Origin of the sequence: Anaeromassilibacillus sp. SJQ-1 (genome assembly GCF_046693725.1) — a bacterium.
In the GTDB taxonomy this organism is placed as follows: domain Bacteria; phylum Bacillota; class Clostridia; order Oscillospirales; family Acutalibacteraceae; genus Anaeromassilibacillus.
This window is the reverse complement of sequence record NZ_JBKEIV010000015.1, coordinates 1-24,424: the sequence shown is the minus strand read 5'-3', so window position 1 is coordinate 24,424 and position 24,424 is coordinate 1. Positions and strand designations below refer to the sequence as shown.

At 51.5% G+C, this 24,424-nt stretch carries 22 protein-coding genes and 3 pseudogenes; 12 read left to right on the top strand and 13 right to left on the bottom strand.

Annotated features, from left to right (window positions below; all coding sequences use genetic code 11):
• Nucleotides 1-9: 9 nt before the first annotated feature.
• The 8 genes and pseudogenes from ACGCCZ_RS05325 to ACGCCZ_RS05290 form a co-directional block, all read right to left on the bottom strand.
• Nucleotides 10-2,792: pseudogene (locus tag ACGCCZ_RS05325) on the bottom strand (glycoside hydrolase family 2 protein); the annotation flags it as partial.
• A gap of 61 nt (nt 2,793-2,853) precedes the next feature.
• Nucleotides 2,854-3,135 (bottom strand): hypothetical protein, encoded by a 282-nt coding sequence (locus tag ACGCCZ_RS05320; RefSeq protein WP_411655498.1) that lies wholly within the window; start codon nt 3,133-3,135, stop codon nt 2,854-2,856.
• 111 nt (nt 3,136-3,246) lie between these two features.
• Complete coding sequence (locus ACGCCZ_RS05315) at nt 3,247-4,086, bottom strand: hypothetical protein (protein ID WP_411655497.1); 840 nt, start codon at nt 4,084-4,086, stop codon at nt 3,247-3,249.
• Complete coding sequence (locus ACGCCZ_RS05310) at nt 4,050-6,107, bottom strand: discoidin domain-containing protein (RefSeq protein WP_411655496.1); 2,058 nt, start codon at nt 6,105-6,107, stop codon at nt 4,050-4,052. Before ACGCCZ_RS05310 ends, ACGCCZ_RS05315 begins: the two co-directional genes overlap by 37 nt.
• 28 nt (nt 6,108-6,135) lie before the next feature.
• Nucleotides 6,136-6,480 (bottom strand): hypothetical protein, encoded by a 345-nt coding sequence (locus tag ACGCCZ_RS05305; RefSeq protein WP_411655495.1) that lies wholly within the window; start codon nt 6,478-6,480, stop codon nt 6,136-6,138.
• Nucleotides 6,432-6,638 carry a hypothetical protein gene (locus ACGCCZ_RS05300; protein WP_411655494.1) on the bottom strand — a complete coding sequence of 69 codons (207 nt, stop codon included), beginning with the start codon at nt 6,636-6,638 and terminating at the stop codon, nt 6,432-6,434. The genes ACGCCZ_RS05305 and ACGCCZ_RS05300 overlap by 49 nt, the downstream gene beginning before the upstream one ends.
• A gap of 27 nt (nt 6,639-6,665) precedes the next feature.
• Entirely contained in the window at nt 6,666-8,897 is a 2,232-nt protein-coding gene (locus tag ACGCCZ_RS05295; protein WP_411655493.1) for a glycoside hydrolase family 2 protein, read from the bottom strand.
• Nucleotides 8,873-9,247, bottom strand: coding sequence for a hypothetical protein (locus tag ACGCCZ_RS05290; protein WP_411655492.1), 375 nt, complete (start codon nt 9,245-9,247; stop codon nt 8,873-8,875). Before ACGCCZ_RS05290 ends, ACGCCZ_RS05295 begins: the two co-directional genes overlap by 25 nt.
• A 484-nt stretch (nt 9,248-9,731) precedes the next feature.
• Here ACGCCZ_RS05290 and ACGCCZ_RS05285 point away from each other — a divergent pair, with 484 nt between their 5' ends.
• The 8 genes from ACGCCZ_RS05285 to ACGCCZ_RS05250 all read left to right on the top strand — a co-directional run bounded on the left by ACGCCZ_RS05285 (nt 9,732) and on the right by ACGCCZ_RS05250 (nt 15,661).
• Complete coding sequence (locus ACGCCZ_RS05285) at nt 9,732-10,250, top strand: MerR family transcriptional regulator (protein ID WP_411655491.1); 519 nt, start codon at nt 9,732-9,734, stop codon at nt 10,248-10,250.
• A 238-nt stretch (nt 10,251-10,488) separates the two neighbouring features.
• Nucleotides 10,489-11,049 carry a DUF3793 family protein gene (locus ACGCCZ_RS05280; protein ID WP_054324514.1) on the top strand — a complete coding sequence of 187 codons (561 nt, stop codon included), beginning with the start codon at nt 10,489-10,491 and terminating at the stop codon, nt 11,047-11,049.
• 80 nt (nt 11,050-11,129) lie between these two features.
• Nucleotides 11,130-11,537, top strand: a complete 408-nt coding sequence (locus ACGCCZ_RS05275; RefSeq protein WP_411655490.1) for a flavodoxin — start codon at nt 11,130-11,132, stop codon at nt 11,535-11,537.
• Between the two features lie 458 nt (nt 11,538-11,995).
• On the top strand, nt 11,996-12,286 hold the full coding sequence (locus ACGCCZ_RS05270; RefSeq protein ID WP_242967330.1) for a FeoA family protein: 291 nt from the start codon (nt 11,996-11,998) through the stop codon (nt 12,284-12,286).
• A 21-nt stretch (nt 12,287-12,307) separates the two neighbouring features.
• On the top strand, nt 12,308-12,532 hold the full coding sequence (locus tag ACGCCZ_RS05265; protein ID WP_054324512.1) for a FeoA family protein: 225 nt from the start codon (nt 12,308-12,310) through the stop codon (nt 12,530-12,532).
• Nucleotides 12,533-12,834: 302 nt separating this feature from the next.
• Nucleotides 12,835-15,024, top strand: coding sequence for a ferrous iron transport protein B (gene feoB / locus ACGCCZ_RS05260; RefSeq protein ID WP_411655489.1), 2,190 nt, complete (start codon nt 12,835-12,837; stop codon nt 15,022-15,024).
• A 27-nt stretch (nt 15,025-15,051) separates the two neighbouring features.
• The gene (locus ACGCCZ_RS05255; RefSeq protein WP_143255322.1) at nt 15,052-15,228 is read left to right on the top strand and encodes a FeoB-associated Cys-rich membrane protein; all 177 of its coding nucleotides are present in this window, start codon (nt 15,052-15,054) and stop codon (nt 15,226-15,228) included.
• Between the two features lie 43 nt (nt 15,229-15,271).
• On the top strand, nt 15,272-15,661 hold the full coding sequence (locus ACGCCZ_RS05250; protein ID WP_054324510.1) for a metal-dependent transcriptional regulator: 390 nt from the start codon (nt 15,272-15,274) through the stop codon (nt 15,659-15,661).
• A 209-nt stretch (nt 15,662-15,870) separates the two neighbouring features.
• On the opposite strand, the pseudogene ACGCCZ_RS05245 reads toward ACGCCZ_RS05250, so the two are convergent.
• Nucleotides 15,871-17,238, bottom strand: a pseudogene (locus ACGCCZ_RS05245) (MATE family efflux transporter).
• 326 nt (nt 17,239-17,564) lie between these two features.
• On the opposite strand from ACGCCZ_RS05245, the gene ACGCCZ_RS05240 reads away from it, so the two are divergent.
• From ACGCCZ_RS05240 to ACGCCZ_RS05225, 4 genes and pseudogenes are all read left to right on the top strand, one after another.
• On the top strand, nt 17,565-18,287 hold the full coding sequence (locus ACGCCZ_RS05240; protein ID WP_054324508.1) for a DUF434 domain-containing protein: 723 nt from the start codon (nt 17,565-17,567) through the stop codon (nt 18,285-18,287).
• 15 nt (nt 18,288-18,302) lie between these two features.
• Nucleotides 18,303-18,530 (top strand): annotated as a pseudogene (locus ACGCCZ_RS05235) (TfoX/Sxy family DNA transformation protein); the annotation flags it as partial.
• A 52-nt stretch (nt 18,531-18,582) separates the two neighbouring features.
• On the top strand, nt 18,583-19,365 hold the full coding sequence (locus ACGCCZ_RS05230; RefSeq protein ID WP_054324507.1) for an SDR family oxidoreductase: 783 nt from the start codon (nt 18,583-18,585) through the stop codon (nt 19,363-19,365).
• Nucleotides 19,362-20,267 carry an MmcQ/YjbR family DNA-binding protein gene (locus tag ACGCCZ_RS05225; protein ID WP_411655488.1) on the top strand — a complete coding sequence of 302 codons (906 nt, stop codon included), beginning with the start codon at nt 19,362-19,364 and terminating at the stop codon, nt 20,265-20,267. Before ACGCCZ_RS05230 ends, ACGCCZ_RS05225 begins: the two co-directional genes overlap by 4 nt.
• Nucleotides 20,268-21,089: 822 nt before the next feature.
• Here the strand turns inward: ACGCCZ_RS05225 and ACGCCZ_RS05220 are convergent.
• From ACGCCZ_RS05220 to ACGCCZ_RS05205, 4 genes are all read right to left on the bottom strand, one after another.
• The gene (locus ACGCCZ_RS05220; RefSeq protein ID WP_411655487.1) at nt 21,090-21,266 is read right to left on the bottom strand and encodes a hypothetical protein; all 177 of its coding nucleotides are present in this window, start codon (nt 21,264-21,266) and stop codon (nt 21,090-21,092) included.
• A gap of 747 nt (nt 21,267-22,013) precedes the next feature.
• A complete protein-coding gene (locus ACGCCZ_RS05215; RefSeq protein ID WP_411655486.1) occupies nt 22,014-23,030 on the bottom strand; it encodes a hypothetical protein in 1,017 nt (338 codons plus the stop codon).
• Nucleotides 23,031-23,469: 439 nt separating this feature from the next.
• Nucleotides 23,470-23,628: a hypothetical protein gene (locus tag ACGCCZ_RS05210; protein WP_411655485.1), complete on the bottom strand. Its 159-nt coding sequence runs from the start codon at nt 23,626-23,628 to the stop codon at nt 23,470-23,472.
• 23 nt (nt 23,629-23,651) lie between these two features.
• Nucleotides 23,652-24,188, bottom strand: a complete 537-nt coding sequence (locus ACGCCZ_RS05205; protein ID WP_054324533.1) for an O-acetyl-ADP-ribose deacetylase — start codon at nt 24,186-24,188, stop codon at nt 23,652-23,654.
• Nucleotides 24,189-24,424: the final 236 nt, after the last annotated feature.

Here is a 24,424-nt window from a genome sequence, read left to right as displayed (position 1 = left end):
GGGCCGACAGCTTCCGCTGCCCAGGCCCATCTGATACTGGTCGATCGTGACGACCGTATTCTCGGTTCCTTCCATATTGTACGGATGTTTTGCCTGTTCCATATCCTCCTGGGTATAGTGCAGGGCGCTGACTTCGATCACATCCTGCGCATCAAAGAGCAGGCCATTTCCGGATTCATTGGTAATCGCCAGCCAGCGAGTGTCCGTCTTATTGCCAGTCTCCTGCGGCTTGACAAAATCGGTATACTGTTCGCTGACCGTGCTATCGTATACGCCGATGTCATAGCCCCACTTGCGGTCCCAGTAGCTGTCGGATTCGCCGCGGCCATACCACTGCATATTCTCGTAACCCGCTGGCATCTGCAAACGCATACCGACGCGCAGCAGGTTGTTCATGGAGCTGTTCGGCATCAGAGTGCTGCGTACAAGCACATTCCCGTCCGAATAGACGGTAAAGGTGGAGGCATACTGCGAATCTGCCGCCGACGGCATCGTCATATTCACCGTGATAATGACCTTCTTTTCCTCCTGGAACACGCTGAAACCGGTGACCTTTGCGTCTTTCACTGCATTCTGCCACTTCGCGTCGTGGGAGGTCTTGGCATCGTTGTCCGTGATGGCACGCCAGAAGTTCGGCTCCAGCGGCTCTGCCAGCAGTTCTTCGCCGTTGGCGACATAGGAAGTAAGCTTGCCGCTTTCCTTGTCAAAAACAACGCGGAAGGCATCATTTTCAATGGTGAGCGTCGTATCGGTATCCTGTACCTGCCCCTCGGTAAACGCCGGCATATTGCTCTCGTCCAATTCGGGCAGATTGTCCTCCTGGACATCGTATGCAAACTGTTCGGTTGCGACCTCGTGGCCTGCATCCGCCCACCAGCAGTCTTCTTTTGTAGTGAAACGGATATTCAGGAAGCACTCCTCGCCGGGCTGTAGGTTAGCCGGCGCAGTATAGCCTTCCAGGGTGATGTCCACCGTCTCTTGCGGAGGAACATCCACGGACTGAGTATTGTGCGCAACAGGTTTGCCATCGCGGATCAATTCCCAGGTCATGTCGTATTCGTTTGCATTGGTATCGATGTATTCATTGTCGATGGTAATAACGCCCGCCTCCAGATCCTTTGCCGTCATCTGGAAGGACTGGTAAACCTTCTTGACTTCATACATGGCCGGATGAATGGTACGGTCCGGCGCAATAATGCCATTGACGCAGAAATTGTTTTTGCCGGTGTAGACATCCCAGTCGCCGTCATAAGCCCAATAGGTCTCGCCGGGCTCCGCGCCGGGAATCTGGGTGTTGATCGACTGGTCCGCCCAGTCCCAAATCCAACCGCCCTGGAGGTTCGGATACTTACGGATGATGTCCCAATAGTCCTTCAAAGCGCCTGTGCTGTTGCCCATCGAATGGTCATATTCGCACATGACATACGGGGATTTGCCGCTCTTACCTTTCTTTTCCACGTCCGTGTAAGCGGGATACATATCGACTCCATGTCGACATATTCGCTGTCGTTCCAGCCCTGGTAGTGGATCAGGCGAGTCGGGTCGTTTTCATCAAAATATTGGAGCATGCCTTCCAGGGACTTGCCCGTGCCCACCTCGTTGCCAGGGGACCACATCAGAATGCAGGGATAGTTTTTATCGCGCTCCAACATGCTGACTGCACGCTCTTTACAAGCGACTACGTAACCAGGAATATCGCCGGGCACACCGGGGTTCAGCCGGCGGCCATTGTGAGACTCATTGTTCGCCTCATCCATCACATAGATACCGTATTTGTCGCACAACTCATAGAAATACGGGTCGTCCGGATAGTGCGAAGTACGCACGGAATTCAAATTGTACTGCTTGAGCAACTTGATGTCCGCTTCCATCTCCTCACGGGAAAGGTGGCGGCCGGTTTCAGGCGACATCTCGCCGCGGTTTACACCCTTGAAATAAACCGGTTCCCCATTCAAAACCATCTGTGCATTGTTGGTATCATCATTGATAATCCCAAACTCACGGAAACCGACGTTGACCGCTGTGCTCTCCACCTCTTCGCCGCCACGCATAAGCGAAATGGTCATGCGGTAGAGGTTCGGATGCTCTGCGTTCCACTTGAGCGGGTTCTCAAAATGGCCCGTCAGGTTGACAACCGCCTTATGATCTTCAAAAGCAGGCGCATCCGCTGTCATCGGGTCACCCACAGGGTTCCCTTCCGCATCGTAGAGCTGGGCCTCTACCGTAAGGCCCGCTGTATCCGCATCTTCAAAGCTGCGCAGCTCCACCTCCGTGTTCAGATCCGCATCCACATATTCGTCGTCCAGATCAGTGACAACGGTAAAGTCGCGAATCTCGACGTCGTCCTTGGAGAACAGATACACATCGCGGTAAATACCGGACAGACGAATGCCGTCCTGGTTCTCAATCCAGCTGCCGTCGCTCCAACGGAACACCTCCACTGTCACGACATTTTCCGCACCCTCTGTGAAATCGAGTGCATCGGTGATGTTAAATTCCTGCCGGGCAGTCATGTCCTCGCCATAGCCGATCTTCTGGCCATTGACGTATAGATACATGGCGTCCTCGACGCCCTCAAAGGTGATAAATACCTGACGTCCCTGCCATGCGGAGACATCCGGCAGAACCTTGCGGTAGGTGCCGACGGGGTTAAAGTTGGTCGGCGCTTCGCCGGTCTTGATGTTCTTGTCCTTGGAATTATACTTCCAAGGGTAATCCTGGTTGGCATAGATGGGTTCATCGTATTTGAAACTGCCATCCTCATTTTTCACAGTCTGCCAACTCAGCGGTACTGTGATGTCATCCCAGCCGCTGTCGTCATAATCAGCGTCTGCAAAGGCGCCGTCCTTCTGGCTAATTCGGTCGGCAGGTTTTTTCTGCCCAACTAAATTTCCAGTCGTCGCCGTTGAGCAGCTTGTAATAAGCCGACTGCGCCGGGTCATTCTCCTGAGCCTTTTCCTCGGTCTCGTACGGATAGGCCGTGGCGCGGGCGGGTTCCCGGTTTACCTGGACTACTTCCGGCTGCCCGTTCCACTCGCTGCTGTCATCGGACAGCACAGCGAATGCCGAAATGCCCGCAGCCGACAGGGAAATCGCGCCTGCCAAAATGCCGGCAACCAATTTCTTTAGTTTCATAAGGCTTCTCCTTTCACTCCATGCAACTCAAGTCGCTAAAATCTCCCGGAAGGGCGCGCGCAACGCGCGCCCTTGGGGAATTTTATCAATACTGTCACCGAATCATGCGTTTTAACCGATGGTGACAACGCAATGACGAACCGGGTTCTGTCCGGGCAAAGTGGTGTAGACGCCCGTGCTCTCGCCCGGTTTTCCGGTTGCATAGACGCGGAAGTAATAATCATTGCCGATCTGCGCAATAAATTGCGTCTTGAGCACACTGCCATTGCCCACGGTGAAGCTCGGCATTACATTTGAGCCGTTCAGTACCGTCATCTTGAAGCAATATGCGCTGCCTCTGGTCAATGTGAACGGCATCGTCGTATCGCAACGAACCGATGTCTGCTCTGCGACGGACTGCGCTGCGTTGACAACCGGATTGGCTGTGGCAGTTCCGGAAGCTCCATATGCGTCGCTGCTATTGCTGGAGGAGGAACCCTTCCCGCTGTTCTGTGTTTTCTTCTTGAGGTTCTTTTCTGCCAAGAGCGCTGCATCCTGTGCGGCTACCAATTCCTCCGGCGTTGCATTGGACTTATCCAAAACCGCTGCCAGATTCTTTTTCGCCGCCGTGAACGCTGCTGCGCTGGATGCGGTATAGCCGCTCAAATCCTTGGACTCCATACGGTTGAGAAGTGCCTCAAGTTCCGCACGGCTGGGAATCTTGCGCAGGTTCGCCATTGCTTCTGTCAGGGCCTTCGCCGCAGCGTCAACTTCTTCCTGCGTTGCATCCCGATCAATATCCCGCGCAGCATTCAAAGCACCAATAAATTCCTGCTTGCCGTCGTCGAGATACGCATCCAGATTTTCTTCGATCCCTTCTGCCTTCGCAAGCGCCGTATCAAGCGCCGTACGGTCGGCCGTTCCGGCCAGATGCATCAACGCATCATAGAGCGCTTGGCACGCCTTGTCCACATCGTTCTGCACCGCGTTGTCGTCATTAGACGTTTTGATTGCCTCGTCGAGCGCTGTCTGGAGAGCCGCCCGAAGTGTCCGACGTATAGTCGTTTTCGTCCAGCGTTTCTGCCAGAGCAATCAGATCGTCCAGCCTGGTCTTTGTCGCCCGGCTCAAATTCCAGGTAGTGCAGGGCGTCCATAAGGGCGCTCCAAGCCTCGTTGATCGCATCCTGTGTGGCTGCCGGGTCTTCGTTGACCTCATTTGCCTTATCAAACGCTTTCTGGAACTTCTCCTGTACCGCCGGTACCAGATTGTCGGTATCGCCCGCATCGATACGCTCCTGTGCATAATCGATCACAGCCTGCAAGGTCAGCTTGCTGACCGTTTCAAAGGCAAAGGTGAGGGTTGGGTTCAGGGTATCCATGCTGCCTGTATACCGATAGGAGCCGCTGCCGATGATCTCCGGCTCGCCGCCATTGACCGTTACCGCACGGAAGGTTCTGCCTTCCACAGCCGGTGTAAAGTCGAATACGAGTTCCTCGCCATTTGCAACATCCTCCAGGGTATAAACGCCAAGCAGGTTTGCGATGGTCTGCTCTTCCCCGTCGATCCAGAGTTTGGCATCCTTGCCGCTAAAGGTTACCGTCAGATCAGCCGTCTCCGGCGCCGTCTGGCCCACGTGAACCGTCGCCTGCTGGAGTGCGCTGCCGATGTCGTTTCCGCTGATATTCAGAACAACAACATTGCCGATTTCAATGTCGTAATCCCCTTCTCCTGCCGCTTCGTCCACCTTAAAGGTTGCAGTGAACAGGCTGCTTGTATCAACCGGCAGTCCGTTTTCCAGATCGCCATCGTAAAGAATCGAAACTTTGTGTTCATCGTTATGGATACCGACTGTCAAGTTGCCGTCGATGTTTTCATTTGGAATCACTTCTTCACAGGTCAGTCCCTCCGGATAGGTGAGATCCATCTGTATAATACCAACTGGCTCCACCAGTTCGCCAAGGCCGCTTATGGAGTGCGTAACGGCGAACTCGCTGCCCGGTGCTACCGTTTCCGGCGCAGTCAGGCCCATTGTAATGGTCTGCTCCGGAACTTCCTTTACATTTACAACGATGGAAGCCTTCACATCCTCGCTGTTCTTGACACCAGGAATCATGGTCAAGGTACCGGTGAGGGTCTGCTCGCCAGCGGAATCTGCCTTATAGCCATCCTCATCCCAGACAACTGGGAGTTTTGTAGAGAGATCGCCTTCGAGGTTTGCAAGAACTTCCTTCGGGAGTTCCAAGTCCTCAAACGCTGTGCCGGTAAATGCGTCTACCGCCGCCAACTCTTCCACACCTGTGACCAGCTTACCATTCGCTTCGCGCCCAGTGGAGTTGATCCAGAAGCCCTCTGTGCTGCCTGCCGGGAGGGAAATGCGCACATAGCGGGCCAGACCGGAGACTGCATCACTGGTCAAAGTCAAAGCCTCGCTGCCATCCATATGGTCCACTGCGGTCGTCCAGTTCACGCCATCCACCGAAAGGTCGATGGTATAACGATGGGACTGTTCGCTGGTCCAGGACAGTTGTACATTGCTCATGTTGTACAGACCGCCCGCATCAAAGTACCACCAGGGGGACTCATCGTCCGGAGACGGAATCCAGTATTTGGCCGGGTCTCCGTCGTTGCCATAGGCCGGGTCACTGCCCTCTGCGCTGGAACTCGCATAGGAAGGAACACCATAATCCAAGCGGGTTTCTTCCGCCGCCTCAGCGCCGTAGGCATAGAACTCGGCGATCTCCGTCCAGTCCTTTGTTCCGTCGCCCGCATACAGGTTGTAAACGCGGAGGTAGCGGGCCTGCGTATCGACCTGGAGGGACGCCATCTTGTCCGGACCGCTGTAGTTCGCTACATCCGTCCAACGGTTGCCGTCCATAGAACTCTGGAGAGTAAAGGTATGCATCAAAGTGCCGTTGCCCCAGACAAAGTCCACATCCACCTGGTTGATCTGATAGACCTCGCCGAGGTCCACCTGCCAGTTGGCGGCACCCATGGCCGCATTAGTCCAGTAGGTGCTCGGATCACCATCTCACTGCAGCGGAAGCCGGATGGCCGGCGCCTTCCTTGCTGGCGGTTGCATCCTTTCCAGCCGCTACGTTTGCATTGGTGCTTTCTCCTGTACCCTTGACCTCCAAAATACAGGGCCAAATGTTGGATGCCGGGCAATTCACATAAACGCGCACATACCGGCATTCCTGATTGATTTCCTCCGTTACGCGCTGGACATTTTCGGTGTTGCTGCTGCGGTCTACGACCACATCTTCCTGCGTGATGTCCGGGCTATCGGAGACAGCAATCTGATATTTATAATCAGTGTTCATCTCGAAGAGAATTTCCACACTCTCGAGTTTGTAGGTGTCGCCCATGTCCACCTGCCACCAGTGCGGCCCCACGAGTCGTCGCTGGAATCGGTGACCTTTGCACACCACTTGGTGGTTTCGTCGCCGTCATTGGCGCGTTCCGCCGCTTCTACTCCCAGCTGGCTGCTGGTGTTCTCACTGCTTGCGCTGGCAGGCTTGTTCAAGAACGAGTTTCCAGGTCTCTACAGGCTTCACATACGTCCGCCTCGTCTGCATCGCCGCCTTCGGGAACTTCCGGCAAGCCTTCTACAGTTCTCGGTCGGAATGGTGAGCGTCGCCGTGGTAAGGCCGTTCGAAGTTGCAGTCAGGGTAATATCGCCCGATCCGCGCTTGCTGCGCACCCAGATTCCCATCTGGCCGCCCAACATGGTGACCGTCTTAGTTTCCTGGCCTTCGTCGACCTCTGCTTTGTCGCCAATCACGAGGCCGGGGCCATCCACCGAGAAGGTGACGGCGTTATCCGCTGTATTGACCACAGTGCCATTTGCGTCCTTTACATCGACCCACACCAGCTTGGCGGTACTGCCGTCCAGCTTGAGAGGCTCGTCATTTTCCGCCTGAAGGGTAATCTGCGTCGCCTCTTCAGGAGCACGGCGGACATATTCCGCTGCTTTCTGGCCGTCGATGTAGCCTACCGCTGTGATGGTTCCCTCGCCCGGCGTATAATCGCTGAGATCAAAGGTAAACGGCGGGTGCTTGAGGTTTTCTGTGCTGATATATTTTCCTGCTCCGGAAGCCGGGTGATCCTTCGGGTTTCCGTCGCCATGCGGTCCCCACATCTGCGTGTCGGGCGTCTGTTTACCAATGGATTTTCCATTGACGAAAAGCTCTACCTCATCGCAGTTGCTGAACACACGAACCTGATCCGGGGAATCGGAGGCCCATGTATTCGCCACAAAGACCATCGGGCCGCTCTCGATGCCGTATTCGCTCAGATCGACATCGGCGTCGCGCTGGCTCTGGACAAAGTATGCGCTGAATTTCGGGATGCGGTAGATGTCCACAATCCCGCAATAGGTCAGGTCGGTTGTATCAAAGCCTGCATAGTCGGCATACTGCCAGTAGGCATACGCGCCGCCCCAATCAAAGCTGCGGTTGAGCGCCATGGATTCCTGGAGATTGTCGCACTGAATCAGCATGCCCTCGTCGCCGCCCTTGAACTTTGTGTGCGCCGGTTCACGGGTCACACGGGTGGAAGAGGTGTAGCCGCCGTAGTTCCAATCACCGTATTCACTGACGATGACAGGCTTGTCGCTATAGGTCGCTGCATCGCCGATTACATTGGCCTGCGGAGTCCCTACGCCCATGTCGAAGACATTCCAGTATTTCCATCCTCCGGTGTAAATGCGGGAATCTCCATCTGTCGGGTATTCTTCATGGGAAATGCGCTGCATTTCCTTTGCCCACGCCTCATTGTAACCACTCTCATTGAGGCTCGGCTCCCATGCGACGATGGAGCAGTAGTTGCGGTTGGTATGGAACATGTCGCGCAGTTCCTGATAAGTAGCATTCTTGAAACTGTCGGTGTTGTAAAACTGCTGCCAGCCGGAGAGGCAGTCGATCACAGCCACACCGTACTTGTCGCACGCCGCATAAAACGCCGGGGAATGTGGATAGTGCGACATCCGAATGAAATCAAATCCCCATTCCTTCAGACGGCGAACGTCCTCAAAGATGGAGTCGTCGGACTGGGCATTGCCGAGCATTCCGATCTCAGAATGCATATTGGTGCCGTTGAGCTCCACATACTCGCCGTTGATATAGCAGCCGTCGCGTTTCCACTCCACCTTGCGGATGCCATAAGTGGTTTCCAAGGAATCACGGACCGTATCGCCGGTCAGGACCGTGGTGCGCACCGTATAAAGCTCCGGCGTATTGATGGACCACAAGCGCGGATTTTCCACAACCAGTTTTTGGACGAACGCATGGCTCTCGCCTGCGGCAATCGTAGTGGTATCCTCTTTTGTGGCAACCACGCCGCCATCTTCATCCACAATTTCCGTCTTGACCGTGGTGTCCTGTGCCTGTTCTCCCTCATTCTTGACGTCGGTTTGCGCCTGAACGGTCGCGCTCTCTTTGGTGACAGAAGGCGCTGTCAAGAAGATTCCGCCGCCCGCTGTTTTGTTTTCATAAACCGCATCGCTCACATGCAGTGGGTCCATGGCTGTGAGGTATACGTTCCGATACAGGCCGCCAAAGTATTGGAAGTCCGGATTGTTTTTACCAGGGTTAAAGGCTGCGTTCGGACGCGTATCGATGCGCACTGCGATTACGTTCTCTTCCCCATAAGCAACCTTATCTGTGAGGTCGAAAACAAATGCAGTATATCCGCCCTGATGGGTTCCAACCTTTTCCCCATTTACCCACACCTCTGCCGCCTGCATCGCAGCTTCAAAGGTTATGTAGAGCTTTTTGCCCTGCATTTCCTCGGGAATGGTGAAATGCTTACGATACCAGAAGACCCCAGATCCTCCTGGTAGTAGTTATCGGGGGTATAATGAATGGTGCTATGCGGCAGATTTACATAGAGCCAATCTTCGTCGTCGAAGTCGGCTGCATCTGCGCCGGTAACATCTCCTTCATAATACCGCCAGTCGTTGTTAAAATTGATTGTTTCTCTTCCAGGCTCTGCCGCGGAGTTGGACAACGTTACGCCATCGCCCTCTCCTAGGTCGGCCGCCCAAGCGTAGACGCCCGGCCCTGCGAACACGGTTCCGAGAACCATCAAAGTCGCCAGCAGACAGGCGGTCCACTTTTGCCATGCTGTTTTCATACTTCTTCTCCTTCCATATTAAACCTCATGGATTTCGATTGATTTTTTTGAAATCTCCCTCCTTTCTTTTGAATCAAAAACAAAGGCGCTGCAAAGCGATAATCTTCACTTTGCGCACCGCTTACGCCACTTGATTTCGCAAAGTTTTTCCATATTTCGAAGAATTCTACCAATCAGTAATGCTCTTTAAACAACAGAAATATCGATCACTATGCTCAAAACCTTTGCACATCTTCATGTTAATCCTTATTATAAATAGCGACTTATGAATAATCCATACAAAATTCTTAGACAAGCTATCGAATTTATTTTCAGTTTGTTCCAACGAAACAAATCTCCATATTTACGAGCAAATTGTCCATATTATGGAACTTAACCTGTTGGCCAAAGCCCCTCTTTTTCTGCTTCCTGTATCTTTACAAAAGGTCCCTCTTTAACGTATACTGGGAACCGATCATCATCGATATAGGATAAGGAGGCTGCCATGCAATCTTATACAATAAAAGAAGTCTCTCAGATGTTTCAGCTCCCTGCTTCCACATTGCGTTACTACGAGGATATGGGCATTCTGACTGACATCGCCCGGACGGAAAGCGGGCAGCGCATCTACCTTCAAAAGCACATCAACCGTCTTCGGACGATCTGTTGCTTCAAGCGCACGGGTATGTCCATTTCTCAGCTGCAAGAGTTCTTTTCCTACGAAGAGGAAGAGCCCCAGCACATCGGCGATATTCTCCACCTGTTACAGGAGCAAAAGATCCGCGTGGAAGAACAATTGGCAAAAATGCAGCAGGATCTCAAGCATGTCGAACGTAAGCTCGCCTACTACCGGGATATTCAAGCGGCAATCGAGCAGGGGATTCCACTTCCCCGTTGGGATTCCTATCGCAATCAGATCTTTGAAATGGCTAAGAACGGCTTTGGAAAGCCATTTTTGGGCTTTTTCCCATCTTATCCACAGCTAACATGCAGCAAACTACTTGACATTCCGAAATGTGGATGATACTATAGAACCACGGTTAGCACATGCTAATCAAAACAACATTCCGATGAAAACGATTATTTCCCGTTTCATCGGTGGGTTGATTGGTGGTTTGTTTTGATACCAAAAATCAATCAAACATGCCAACGGCACCGTATCTTACAGAGTGGCGCGAATCAATGGAAACCTCTCCTAAAACGCGCTTTCTTTTTCAGCTATCAGTTAGCTGCAACTAACCAACTTTTCGGGAGGGAAGCCCATGGCGGACACGGTTGAATCCATGCTGGCGCGCAATTGCGCACCCGTTCTTGCGGGAATTAAGCCGTCGAACCTGTTTTCCTGCCCCGCCTCTTGCGGTATACAGCTTACCGCTTATCGAGGCTTACTGGAATCCAAGGGCATTCGGACCTTTTCCGTTTGCGCGTGCGGATCACGCACATTGACATTGGTTTACCGTGAAAGATTATTGAGACAACAGCTTAACCGTGCAGATGTTCAGGATTGCCTGCGGCGGTTTGGGTATCCCGTCTCGAAAGGGTTAGGTTCCATGCTCGCCTGGTTGCAACATCGGGTCCGCATGGAAAAAGGTTTTCCTCACGAGATCGGCTGTTTCCTTGGATATCCCATGGAAGACGTAGCCGGTTTTATCCGGGAAAAGGGCCGTAATTGCAAGTGTTGCGGTATGTGGAAAGTATACGGCGATGAGGAATATGCAAAATATTTGTTTGAAAAATACGAGCAGTGCTCGCGAATGTTTTGCGAACATCTCAAGCAGGGAATCTCTTTTCAACGCATACTTGCTGCTCTTCCTGCGGCATAAAGGATGATTATTTCCAACTTACCCGCGCGGGCGGAGAAAATTAGGTCTCGCAGCGTCGCGCAAATCAGGAGGTTTTTGATATGAGTAAAACAGCAGTAATCTATTGGACGGGCACTGGAAACACAGAGGCTATGGCAAATGCAATTGCAGCCGGCATTGGGGAGGCCGATGTTCTGTCGGTTTTGGAGGCGGATGCTTCCGCCGTTGCACAGTATGAAAAGATTGCGTTTGGTTGCCCGGCGATGGGCGACGAAGTCTTGGAAGAGGGCGAATTTGAGCCTTTCTTCGCCGAAGTGGAAGGCAGCCTTTCCGGTAAGAAGGTTGCACTGTTCGGCTCCTATGGTTGGGGCGACGGGCAGTGGATGCGCGATTGGCAGGACCGTGTGTCCGGCGACGGCGCACAACTTTTTGAGGAAGGCCTGATGGCCAACGGTGCACCCGATGAGGCCGAATGTGAGGAATTCGGCAAACGTTTTGCTGCTTTTTAATTGGGTTTCTCTTTGTATCCCATTTTCGGATAGCTGCCGGATGCATAAGCATCCGGTTCAGCTTCCTCTTAACCTTGTTATCAAGAGTCATCACTAATTGCTTATAGGGTACTCCATACGGGACGACTGCCGGATGCCAGTCGCATCCGGCGTGACGTCTCCCCCTACAGTATTATTACATTGCTTACAAGGTACTCCATACAGATATTTTCTTCCTTAGTCGCAGAGGCCCGGCGGATTCGCCGGGCCCTTTGCTTTTCTCCAACCGGTTTGTAAAATGAGCCCCAGACTTTGGCGCCTTTGCTGCAATCTGGGAAAAATTCTATAAACCTATTGACAAACACAAGTTAGCTGGTGTAAACTAGTATCCGCAGAAAAGGGATTAGCTCTCGCTAACCCCTAATAAAACACACAAAAGTTAGCCATATCTAACTTTTTTCTAAAAAGGAGTGACGGATATGTTTGCAAAAGAAGCTGTCCTGCGTACGGCTGCTCAGGAAACATCCGAACCGACCAGCGGCCCCCAGGTCATGCTGATGCCGTTGGCCATGGCGGAAGCAGGCAAGACCGTTGAGGTACATGCCATCCGCGGCAAAGACGAAGTCCGCCGGTTCTTGCATAACCTCGGATTTGCAGAAGGAGCACAGGTTTCTGTCGTCTCTGAACTGAACGGCAACATGATCGTCAATGTGAAAGGGACCCGGGTGGCAATCAGCAAATCGATGGCCAGCCGTATTCTTACAGCCTGATTTCTTTTAGGAGGGAACATCATGAGAACATTGAAGGAAGCAAAGTGTGGTGAGACCGTTTCCGTGGCGAAGCTGACCGGCGAAGGTGCTCTCAAGCGCCGCATCATGGATATGGGCATCACAAAGGGAACACAGATCTATGTGCGCAAGGTTGCGCCTCTTGGCGACCCGGTTGAGATCAACGTACGCGGCTACGAACTCTCAATCCGCAAGAGCGAGGCAGAAAACATCTGCTTAGAGGCGTAAAATCCCCATGTGCCGCCCCCTTTTACCGGGCGGTTTCCTTGGCGTCCTTCGGAGGGAGAGCCCCTTCAGGTGCTGTAATCTGCTGGGCGTCTTTCCACCCCTGACGGGCTGCGGACTTTATCAAAAGAGTATTTCTGCCGCATAGATCCTGCATCGAATCCATTCTTTGCGGTTGTGTGCGGCAGAAGAGGACTAGTCTGGAAGAATGTATCTCATCCGGCCTTTTCTTGTCGAAGACTGAATTGTTTAAAGCACCCGCAAGTTAGCCACAACTAACAATTGTATCGAGGAGGAACATCGGAATGGAAATGAAAATCGCGCTTGCCGGTAACCCGAACTGCGGCAAGACCACCATGTTCAATGATTTGACCGGCAGCAGCCAGTACGTTGGTAACTGGCCGGGCGTTACGGTCGAAAAAGAAGAGGGAAAACTCCGTGGGCATAAGGATGTCATCATCACGGACTTGCCGGGTATTTATTCCCTTTCCCCTTATACGTTGGAAGAAGTCGTAAGCCGCGACTACCTGCTCAATGAGCAGCCCGACGCCATCATCAATCTGGTGGACGGAACCAACTTGGAGCGTAACCTTTATTTGACAACGCAGATTTTGGAGCTTGGGATTCCTGTGGTCATCGCGCTGAACATGATCGACCTGGTGAAAAAGAATGGAGACAAGATCGACATTCAAAAGCTCTCCGCCGCTCTGGGTTGCGAAGTCGTTGAGACCAGCGCACTCAAGGGAACCGGTTCCATGGAAGCTGCCCAGCGCGCGATTGCGTTGGCTAAGGCCAAGAAGGCAGCTGTTCCGAAGCACGAGTTTTCCAAGACGGTTGAGGAAGCCCTCGACCATGTAGCAAACGCAGTCCATGGCCAGGTCCCTGTGGCACATGAGCGTTGGTATGCGGTAAAACTGTTCGAGCGCGATGAGCGCGTAAATGCACAGTGCAAACTCAGCCCGCAGACCAAGGAGTCTTTGGAAGCAGCGATCTCCTCGGTTGAGAAGGAACTGGACGATGACAGCGAGAGCATCATCACGAATGAGCGCTATGCATACATTGCAAAGCTCATGAAAAATTGCGTACATAAGAAGCGCTCGGGCCTGACGGTCAGCGACAAGATTGACCGCGTTGTTACAAACCGCTGGGCGGCTCTGCCGATCTTTATCGCGGTGATGTTTATTGTTTATTATGTGTCCGTTACCACAGTCGGCACCATCGTAACCGACTTTACAAACGACACCTTATTCGGCGAGTGGATTCAGCCCACGGTGGGCAGCTGGCTGGAAGCAGCCGGTGCTGCGGACTGGCTCAATGGCCTGATTGTTGATGGTATCATCGGTGGTGTGGGCGCCGTCCTTGGCTTTGTCCCACAGATGTTCATCCTGTTCTTCTTCCTGTCGGTTTTGGAAGACTGTGGTTATATGGCGCGTGTTGCATTCATCATGGACCGTATTTTCCGCAAGTTTGGCCTCTCCGGCAAGAGCTTTATTCCTATGTTGATCGCTTCCGGCTGCGGCGTGCCGGGTGTTATGGCCACTAAGACCATTGAAAATGAAAAAGATCGCCGTATGACCATTATGACCACGACCTTTATCCCCTGCGGCGCAAAGCTGCCGATCATTGCCCTCATGTTTGGCGCCATGTTCGGCACAGAACAGGGCGGTTGGGTCGCTCCTCTGTTCTATTTCCTTGGCGTTGCGGCTGTCATCATCTCCGGTATCATGCTGAAAAAGACCAAAATGTTTGCCGGCGATCCGGCTCCGTTTGTGATGGAGCTGCCGCAGTACCATGCCCCTGCTCCGAAGAGCGTGTTGATTCATATGTTGGAGCGCTGCAAGGCGTTTATCGTAAAAGCTGGTACCGTTATCTTCGTTGCTTGCGGCGTGATCTGGTTCCTCAGCAACTTTGGCTGGGCAAGCGGCGGCGCGGCATTTGGCCTGTTGGATATGGAAGACACCACTGTGAACCAGATGGACTTCAGTATCTTGGCTTACATTGGCAATGCCGTTGCATGGATTTTTGCACCGCTCGGCTTTGGCAACTGGCAGGCAACGGTCGCTTCGATCTCCGGCCTTGTGGCAAAGGAGAACGTGGTCAGCACCTTCGGCGTACTCTTCGGTTTGGCGGATGCCGGCGAAGACGATCCAGGCCTGTGGACCGCTGTTGCCAACATGTTGCCGACTCTCAGCACTAAGCTTTCGTTCTTGGCGTTCAACCTGCTCTGCGCACCGTGCTTTGCGGCTATTGGCGCCATTAAGCGTGAAATGGCAAGCGCAAAGTGGACGGCTTTTGCTATTGGCTATCAGTGCGTATTTGCCTATTGTGTAGCCCTGATGATCTATCAGTTCGGTATGTTGTTCTCCGGCGCTGGCTTCACGGTTGGCACTGTGGCAGCAATCATTCTTCTGGTATTGACCCTCTTCCTGCTGTTCCGTCCGGACCCGAACCGTACAGCAGAGCTCAAGCGCCGTTCGGCTGCTGCAAACGCCTAATGCTCTTCTAAGAAAGGAGAGACTTTTATGGTAACCTTTCTCATTGCAACGGTGCTCGCGGTCCTTTTTGGACTTGCAATTCGTTATTTGGTGAAACACGGTACCTGCGATTGTGGCAGCAAGGGTGGTTGCAGTGGAAGCTGTAGCAATTGCCCGCACTGCTGCCATTCCGTAGAGCCTACTCAAAAGCACCAAGTGAATTGATGAGGCCCGCTGTTCAGTCCGTATCAAGAAAGGAGCATCTCCATTGCTCTCTTCAGGAAAAAAACGTTATCTTTTTATCATTCATGAGTTGGGCCAAAATGGAAACGCGGTCCACTCAAAGGACATCGCCTCTTCGCTTTCCGTCAAACAGCCCAGTGTTTCGAAAATGCTCAATTCCCTGGCAGAAGATGGATTGATCGAAAAGGAATACTACGGTGCTGCAACCTTCACGCCTGAAGGTGCGCGCCTTTCCAACAAGCTTTACACCGATTATCTCCTGCTGTTTTCTTTCTTTCGGAATCAGTTGGGATTGTCCGAGCAGGATTCCCGCCATGACGCGATCGTTTGTCTGTGCGACCTGTCCGACGCCGGTGTACAACGCATGGCTTCCGCCGTGCTGGACTGTGAAAGGTCCGAACAAATCCAATCATAAGTCATTCCCAATCCTATATATGTGATCCAAAAAGGAGCCGCACGGAGATTCCCGTGCGGCTCCTTTTCTGATACAATACAACTCTTCATCCTTCCACGTTCCCTGCGTTCGGTTCTTAGAAGCGGAAAAGCACAGCCCTCGCATTTTAGGTCCTGGGTACTCCTTGAAATTCCATCTACCGGATATAACCGAATCCCCCTGAATCCCCTTTAAACAGGCTGTCCGCTCTCCTTCAAAAGCGTTTGCTTTTGCCTGCGGTTTTGCAGCAGAAAATATCCCACACACAAAGCGATCTGTACCAGAGAGGAGGCAGGGGTCGCTAAACCAATATGAAATAGTGAAACGTTTGCCATCCGGCTGACCAAATAGGAGATCGGAATACGCACACCAAATGCGCCGATGATTCCCTGGATCATAACAAATACAGTTCTCCCACACCCGTTAAAATACCCCATAAAGCAGAACAGGAAGGAGGTCAACATGCAGTCCAAAGCATAGGCTTTTAAGTAATCCGCCGCAGCCAAAATAACCTCTGGGTCGCGGGCAAAGAGCGAGGATAGAAGATCCCCGTGGAAAAAGGATAGATACGCCATAAGCAGTCCTGCCAAAACCGACGTGGATACCCGCAAAAGAGCGCCCTTTTGGCGCGATCCGGCCGGTTGGCGCCGATGTTTTGTGCGACAAAGGCGGACATCGACTGCATGTATGCGGAAGATACCAGCATAATAAACGCGCAGAGCTTCTCAGCCACACCAACCCCCGCAGAAGCCACCACTCCCAATGTATTGACAATGGCAATGATAACCAGAAACGAAATATTTACCAGCAGGTCTTGGAGGGCAATCGGAGCGCCTAGGCAGACGATTCTTCCGATTCGCCGTCCATCAAAACGGATGTCTTTCTTTGATAAAGCAAACGGCAACTCACGTTTTCGGATGATTAAGATAGACAACAACACGCTGATTGCCTGCGCCAAAATCGTCGCTAAAGCGGCACCCGCTACCCCCATATGGAATCCTGCAACAAACAGTACATCCCCGACGATATTCAGCACACAGGCAATCGCTACAGTGATCAACGGCATCTTGGAATCTCCGATTCCTCGAAAAATACTGCCCAGGACATTGTATGCCACGATAAAAACGGTCCCTGCGGAACAAATTTGTACATAGGTAACTGTTCGGGAAAACGCCTCCTCTGGCGCCTGCATGACAACCGCCAGAGGATTGGCTGCCAGAAGCATCACAGCCGTAATACACACTGCCAGGGCAGCAAACAGGCAAATGCCGCTGCCAATCGCTTTTCCCGCCTCATCCGGCCGTTTTTCTCCAATTTTCTGGCCAGTCAGGATGGTGAATCCCCATTGCCAACCCGGTAATCATGACCGTAATGGACTGCATGATCTGGCTCCCTGTGGAGACCGCCGATACGTCTGCCGCAGTCCCGAATTGGCCGACAACCAGCAGGTCCACTGCTCCATACATCGCCTGCAAAAAGAGTGCTAACAGCACCGGTAAGGCGAAACGAATCAGCGGTGACAAAATTTTTCCTTCTGTAAAGTTGTGGTTTCCCTTCATGAAATCCCCCCGTGCTATAAAACTCCTTCATTTTTTCTTAGAGACTTGGAAATACACAAAAAAGCCGGATAAAATACCGGGCGGCACCCGACATCTTATCCGGCTTTGCAATTGCGATCACAAGCCCTCCGATGAACCGTTTTTACCTTACCATGTACCCCCAAAAAAGTCAAGTCCTCATGGCTTATAAAGGGCTTCTCCCTCGCATATTCCCTCTGTTTTCGCCCGTAAACTGTTCCTATAAAGCAAGCGCTTGACATTCCCTAGAAATGCCGTTAAGCTAAACATAGATACCCCCGGCTCCGGCCGGGAAAGGGGGGACCGTCATGTCCGAATGTGTGCGACGCGGGTTTGTCCCGACGGACGCCCGCGATTTCCAGGGCGCCTCCCTGTGTTTGCTTCAAAAAGCCCAGACAGATGTCGCTTATCTCATGGACCGTGGATACGATGTGGAGCGGGCCACCACTTTTGTTGGAGACCGGTTTCAATTTTCTTCCCGGCAGCGCATGGCGCTGATTCGCGCCACCTCCTCTCACCATGATGTCATGCTGCGCCAGGAAAAGTTATTCTCTGGGCCCTTACAGGGAAAAACGCTCTGGATCGATGGGTTCAATACCATCATTCCATTGGAAGCTGCTCTCTCCGGTTCCACGGTTTTGCTTTGTATGGATGGTTCTGCACGCGACCTTTGCGGCCTACACGGAAGCTATCGTCTGATCGATAAGACCGACTCGGCCATTTCGCTGCTTCTCGACGCTTTGGCCTGTCTCCAACCGGACCGCTCTGTCCTTGTGTTGGATGCGCCTGTCTCCAACTCGGGCCGGCTGAGCCAACGCCTCGTGGCGCGTGCCCAGGAGCGAAACCTTCCGTTAGAGCCTCTGTTGGTTCCCAATGCAGATGCCCTTTTGTGGGACAAGGACTGCGTTGCCACTGGGGACGCAATCATCCTCAACCGCTGCCGCGGCTGGGTGAATCTGTGCCGTACGATCATCGAAACCGCCCTGCCGGATTTCACCTTTACTGATTTGTCCGGTAGGACAGCCTCATAACGGAGGGCCATCGTTTTGAGAGAACTTGCAAAATTGCCGAATACCGGCACGGCCATCGAATCGCAACTGGAACCGGTAGGAATCTCTACACCGGAGGCTCTACGTTCAGTTGGAGGCCGGAGATCTTGGCAGCGGCCGTATTCAAACCATCGATTCATCCGCTATTACAACCGCCTCTGTGCGCTGAAAGGCACTCTGCGCGATATTCGCGCCTGGTATGACTTGGAGAGGCCTATCGAAGAAGCCTTAAAGTCCTTTATCCGGACCATAAAAAACCATGATTGGGGAGGATTCTATGAATACAACACGTTGTGTCTGTGTAGTAACAGGAGGAGCGAACGGGATCGGCCGCTGTATCGCAGAATCGTTCGCCTCCGACGGTGCCTTTGTCGCCGTCATAGACATGGATCGGGAAGCTGGGGAACTGCTTGCACAGCGGTTTGACGGCCTTGTGTTTTATTTCCCAGGCGATGTCGCCGAAAAGGCCACTCTAGACCGGTTTGCTACAGAAGTTTTGAAACGCTTTGGCGCTGTGGATGTCCTGGTCAACAACGCCTGTCTGAGTCGCAAAGGCATCCTCTCAAACTGCTCTTATGACGATTTTCTCTATGTACAACAGGTTGGTGTAGCGGCGCCCTATTATCTAACAAACTTGTTCCGTGATCATTTTACTCCGGGCGCCTCTGTGATAAATATCGCCTCCACGCGGGCATTTATGTCCCAGGCCGATACAGAGAGTTACACGGCAGCGAAAGGGGGCATTTCTGCACTCACCCACGCCCTGAGTGTCAGCCTTGCCGGACATGTGCGGGTCAATTCGATTAGCCCTGGATGGATTGAGACCGCTCCCTACCATGAACCTTCTGCCGGGCCGGTTCATTCCACGGAAGACCAGCTGCAACATCCTGTAGGGCGTGTAGGAACGCCCCTGGACATCGCATCCGCTGTGCGATTCCTATGTAGTGAAGATGCTTCGTTTATCACAGGACAAAATTTGACCATCGACGGTGGTATGACCACGCAGATGATCTACCACGGAGACTGCGGCTGGGTGTATCGCCCGGGAGGCACACGATGACTCGCCAGGAACTGTTGGATCTCTGTCTCACCTTTCCGGACACCTATGAGGACGCCCCCTTTGACGATCCAAATTGGACGGTTGTCCGGCATCGGGCAAATCGCAAATGCTTTGCGATGCTCTTTGAACGAGAGGGAAAACTGTGCATCAATTTAAAATGTGAACCCATGCAGGCAGAATTTTTCCGCAGGGTCTATGTGGGCGTTACACCGGGATACCACATGAACAAGGAACATTGGAACACGGTTTTACCGGATTCGGATGTTCCTACGGATACATTCTATGCCATGATTCAGGAAAGTTACGACCGGACAAGGCCCAAGACCCACCGCGTCAGAAAGGAGACGCCACATGAATGGGAGACGATGCAGCGCGCAAAAATGTACATTCACAAGCTCGCAGGCGGTATCGACCCGCTGACCGACCGGCCCCTTCCAGAGGATACCGTCCTGAATCAGCCGCGCTTAGCGCGATGCTTTTCCTATGTAGAAATACTGATTGAGCGCGCTATGCAACAGGAAATTCGCTCCGTTAAGGCACGTCGGAAAAACTTGCCTCCATTTTTCCTAACCCCGGAACAAAAACAAAAGGTTCTTCTGGTGCATGAGCCCATTCCTATCTCAAAGTTTGCAGAGGCCCTCAACGCAGCAGCCGACCTAGAATGTGTACAGAAGATAAAAGCGACCGATTTGACCAAGTGGCTGGTACAAAAAGGGCTTTTACAGGAAGTCGTCCGCAACGATAAGCGCCATAAGGAACCAACTGCCAATGGGAGAGCGATCGGGATCACATCGGAATGGCGCGAGGCCCTAACAACCGGTGCACACTATTTGAGTATTCTTTACCGTTATGAGGCCCAGCAGTTTCTTCTGGACAACCTGGATTCCATCCCTGCCGAATAAAGGATTCCGTAATCCCGCTATAAGCGTTAAATGGCCCACTCTGATCGAAAAGAAGCGATGTAAAAATGTGTCCCTTGTCGGGCCGCTTCTACATCGCTTTTTTATTTTGGCTGCTCGTTCGCGAGCCGGTAGGACGCCCGTCGTCTCTTCGATAGAATGAAGCACAAACCATTCCAGGACTCTTTCTATAAGCCAACGATTTCTTCTGGTCAATCTGAATTCTACCCTTGCCGGATATTTGGCTTTGTAATCCACTATAAACGTTAATAGTTCACTCTGATCGAAAAGAAGCGATGTAAAAAAGTGTCCCTTGTTGGGCCGCTTCTACATCGCTTTTTTATTTTGGCTGCTCGTTCGCGAACCGGTAGGACGCCCGTCGTCTCTTCGATAGAATGAAGCACAAACCATTCCAGGACTCTTTCTATAAGCCAACGATTTCTTCTGGTCAATCTGAATTCTATCCTTGCCGGATATTTGGCCTTGTAATCCCGCTATAAGCGTTAATAGTTCACTCTGATCGAAAAGAAGCGATGTAAAAGGCGTTCCTTGTCGGACTGCTTCTACATCGCTTTTTTATTTTGGCTGCTCGTTCGCGAACCGGTAGGACGCCCGTCGTCTCTTCGATAGAATGAAGCACAAACCATTTCAGGATTCTTTCTATAAGCCAACGATTTCTTCTGGTCAATCTGAATTCTATCCTTGCCGGATATCTGGCCTTGTAATCCACTATAACCGTTAATAGTTCACTCTGATCGAAAAGAAGCAATGTAAAAAAGTGTCCCTTGTTGGGCCGCTTCTACATCGCTTTTTTATTTTGTTTGCCTATTCACGAACCAGCAAAATTTCTGCCGTCTCTTCGATAAAATGGTCCGGATACCGGTTCCCGTATTCTTTATATACACATTCCTCATATCCGTCGAAATTCCGCTGGTACATGCGAAATATGACCAGCCGGTCTTTAGGCTTCCACTGTTCTTCATAGGAACAACAATATTTCATGTCGAGTTTCCGTATGACTGCCCCCGCTTTGCAGGTTTTCTACATCGTGTGTAACTGTGATATAGGGAATACCGTCCCTTTAAAGCTGCTCCAACACAGCTTCGCCAGCTTCTGTCACAGTCCCCTTATTCCAATATATGTTCTTTGAATCGCATATCCCCAGTCATAGCTGCTATTGGCCTTTCTATACCCGATTACCAAACCACCCGGTTTTAAGCAAATAGCATAGATGCAGCTACCTTCCGTTGGGTTGCATCTCAAACACTCTTTTCGCAATACTCCTGCGCTTCCTCCAACGTTTGCAGAAGAAACATCGGTTAAAAACGGTTGACTTCTCCATCCTACAATAGAATAAAAATAGCTTCTACACCATCCTCTGTGAATGTCCGTAAGCGAAGGCGCTCTGACTCATAGGCCCTGATTCAAAAATCATAGGGGGCAGGGCTTTGGTTGATGTTGCCTTTTTGCTGCCAACATAGTATGCTTGTTCGATTTCCTTTTGTTTTTTCTTGCATTCCCATCTTGACTTCATACCATTGGACTAACAAAACCTTTTCTGATTGATGCGATGGAGCATGTACCCCTTTTAAGCTATTTTGCGCATTGCAAAATAGCTAGAGGGCTGCCCTTTCGCGGAAGGTTCCCCAGCAGAACCAAGTTATCCTTTAAAAACATCTCGGATACATCTCTCTTAGTATCCTCGCGTCCTTGCAAGATTATCCCCAATCATCGCATGCACATGAAACGTTAGCAAAAAGTTTCTTCCCTCACATCCGCTTCTTCAAAGTAAAGAAATAACTCTGCGGGAATTTTCGAGGTGTCCGGTGGGACGGCTGTCTGCAACACGCAGCTTTTTAGCGGAAGATGATGCGCTCCAAATGGGTGGCTTGGCTTTGAGCACACCCCGATGCAGCCAGAACATCCTTTTTGCTTTTTCGGGCGTGATTGCAAATATTGTTTGGAGTAGAATTGCAAGTCGATCTCCTTGTTACATTCGTATTCAAGGCAGACATAGCGCATATCCCTTGGACAGTTTTCCTCCAACACTTTATAAAAATGGCTCTTTATCTGCTGAACTTCTGCTGGGGATATCCCCTGTGTGTATTTTGGGTCACGAAGCTGATTTTCCACATCCTCCCATACGTCAACTAGGGAGACATCATTTATATAGCATTGCACCTCATCCCCCTGATGATCTAAGAAGTGGAAAGAACGGCTTTTCCCGACCGTCAAAGTGAGTGTCTTTTCAAGAAAATGCGGAATCCGTTTCGGTTCGTATTGGAGAGTTACCGGCATATTCGGCTCATATTCCGGCAATTTTTTTACACCGGCGACATCCAATGTTACCAGCTGCAGGTTCTCCCAATCTTCCTTTTTGAGCCATCGGGGAATTTTCCACCCCGCGGTCATCAGGTCTAAAAACAATTGGATTGTTCCATAATCCTGTAAACCATATTTCATGGGGCTGGCAGTACCGCCCTGTATATGCAAGCTTTCCCCACCCAATTGGACACTGCAGCAGTGTAAATACCGGGAACATATCTCTTGTGGCTCTTTTAAGATGCTTCTTTGATTCCGAACGCCTCTTCTCCGATATTTAGAAAGCTCCGTTTCCCGATATGCCTCCAAAATATAGAGCTTCGCTTCATCGGCCAACGTCATACCCAGAATATAATCGTTGTAGCTCTCACGTTCTATGGTTTTGCCAATCACAAGGAGCTCCTGCCATTTTTGGTACATCTCTTCTAAAGATAAAAAGTTCATCTGTATTTCTCCTCTTTGGTCCGAATGGCCCGTCCCGAATTCCTCAAAAATCCCTGTTTTTGAGTATACCAAACCGGTACGACATATTCCTTTTTCTTGGACGTCTCAAATGAGAACACATCCGGCTACTGTGGCTCTCTTCTGAATAAAAGGTGGACAGACCGCTGTCAAGTAGGACTCTGAGCGAGCGATAGCAGTAACGTCCAGCCGCCACAAGTCCTCCTTTTATTTTGCCCTACGGCGTGGTACAACCCCGGATTCTCCGCAACAGACAATTGAGCCCATTCATCGTATTGAAGGCGGAGAACACATCCGCCTAAACTTCGCTCTCTAAACCTACAATGGGGCTATGTTTGTGCTTTGCGACACCGATACCAGCATAAACCATAACAGCACCTCTGGCGGTAAATTCGCGATTCCGCATCCACAGCACCGTACTTTAGTAGCCTTGTTCCTCATAAACCGTCTGGTTCGGAACGGATTCATAAAACATAATGGGCTGGAATCTTTCTGGGGTCATCCTATAATAGGAAGCAATCCCCTCCACTGCATCCTCTAACATGTGGCACAGTCCTTGGAGAGGAACTCTAACCACCACTTTGTCTACAAAGAGGTTCGTTCCTATTCGTTGGGGATTAAAGCGGCGTTCTTTTCTGCCAGTTTCAAGGCAGCGTCATAGGCTGCTTTTGTCCGGTCGTCAAAGCACACCATCTCTACAGATACAATCCTTGTTTTGCCCTTTCCATATTGCAGGATTGTACGCACAGCGATTTCAGCCGCTTGCTCTAACGGAAAATGGTAGACTCCCGTACTGATGGACGGAAAAGCGATGGTCCGGCAGCCATTGCTCTCTGCCAGTTCCAAGCAAGAACGGTAACAGCTTTCCAATCGTTCTGCCTCATGACTCGTTCCTCCCCGCCAGATCGGTCCGGGCGTGTGGATGATATAGCGTGCTGGAAGGCGGTATCCCCCTGTAATTTTGGCTTTTCCAGTTTCACATCCGTGCAAAGTGCGACATTCCTCCAAAAGTTCCGGGCCAGCTGCACGATGGATGGCTCCATCCACTCCGCCTCCTCCAAGCAAGGTTGTATTAGCGGCATTGACAATCGCATCGACCTTTCGAACTGTGATGTCCCCTCGCACAATTTGCAAATTCATGTGGTCCGCTCCTTCCGTCGTTTTTTCCATTGTATCCTTTCTCTGTATAAAAAGCAAACGTCCTTTTTATTTCCATATTGAAAAGGGCAACGAAACGCGGTATCATAAAAGCAATCACCGGTGAAGCGACGAAAAACGCGAAAGCGTTTCACGATAAATGCGAAAATCTACACGAGTATGGAAGTCGTTCTGGTTAAACACCCAACCTCACGAACCGAACCAGTAGTATAAATACA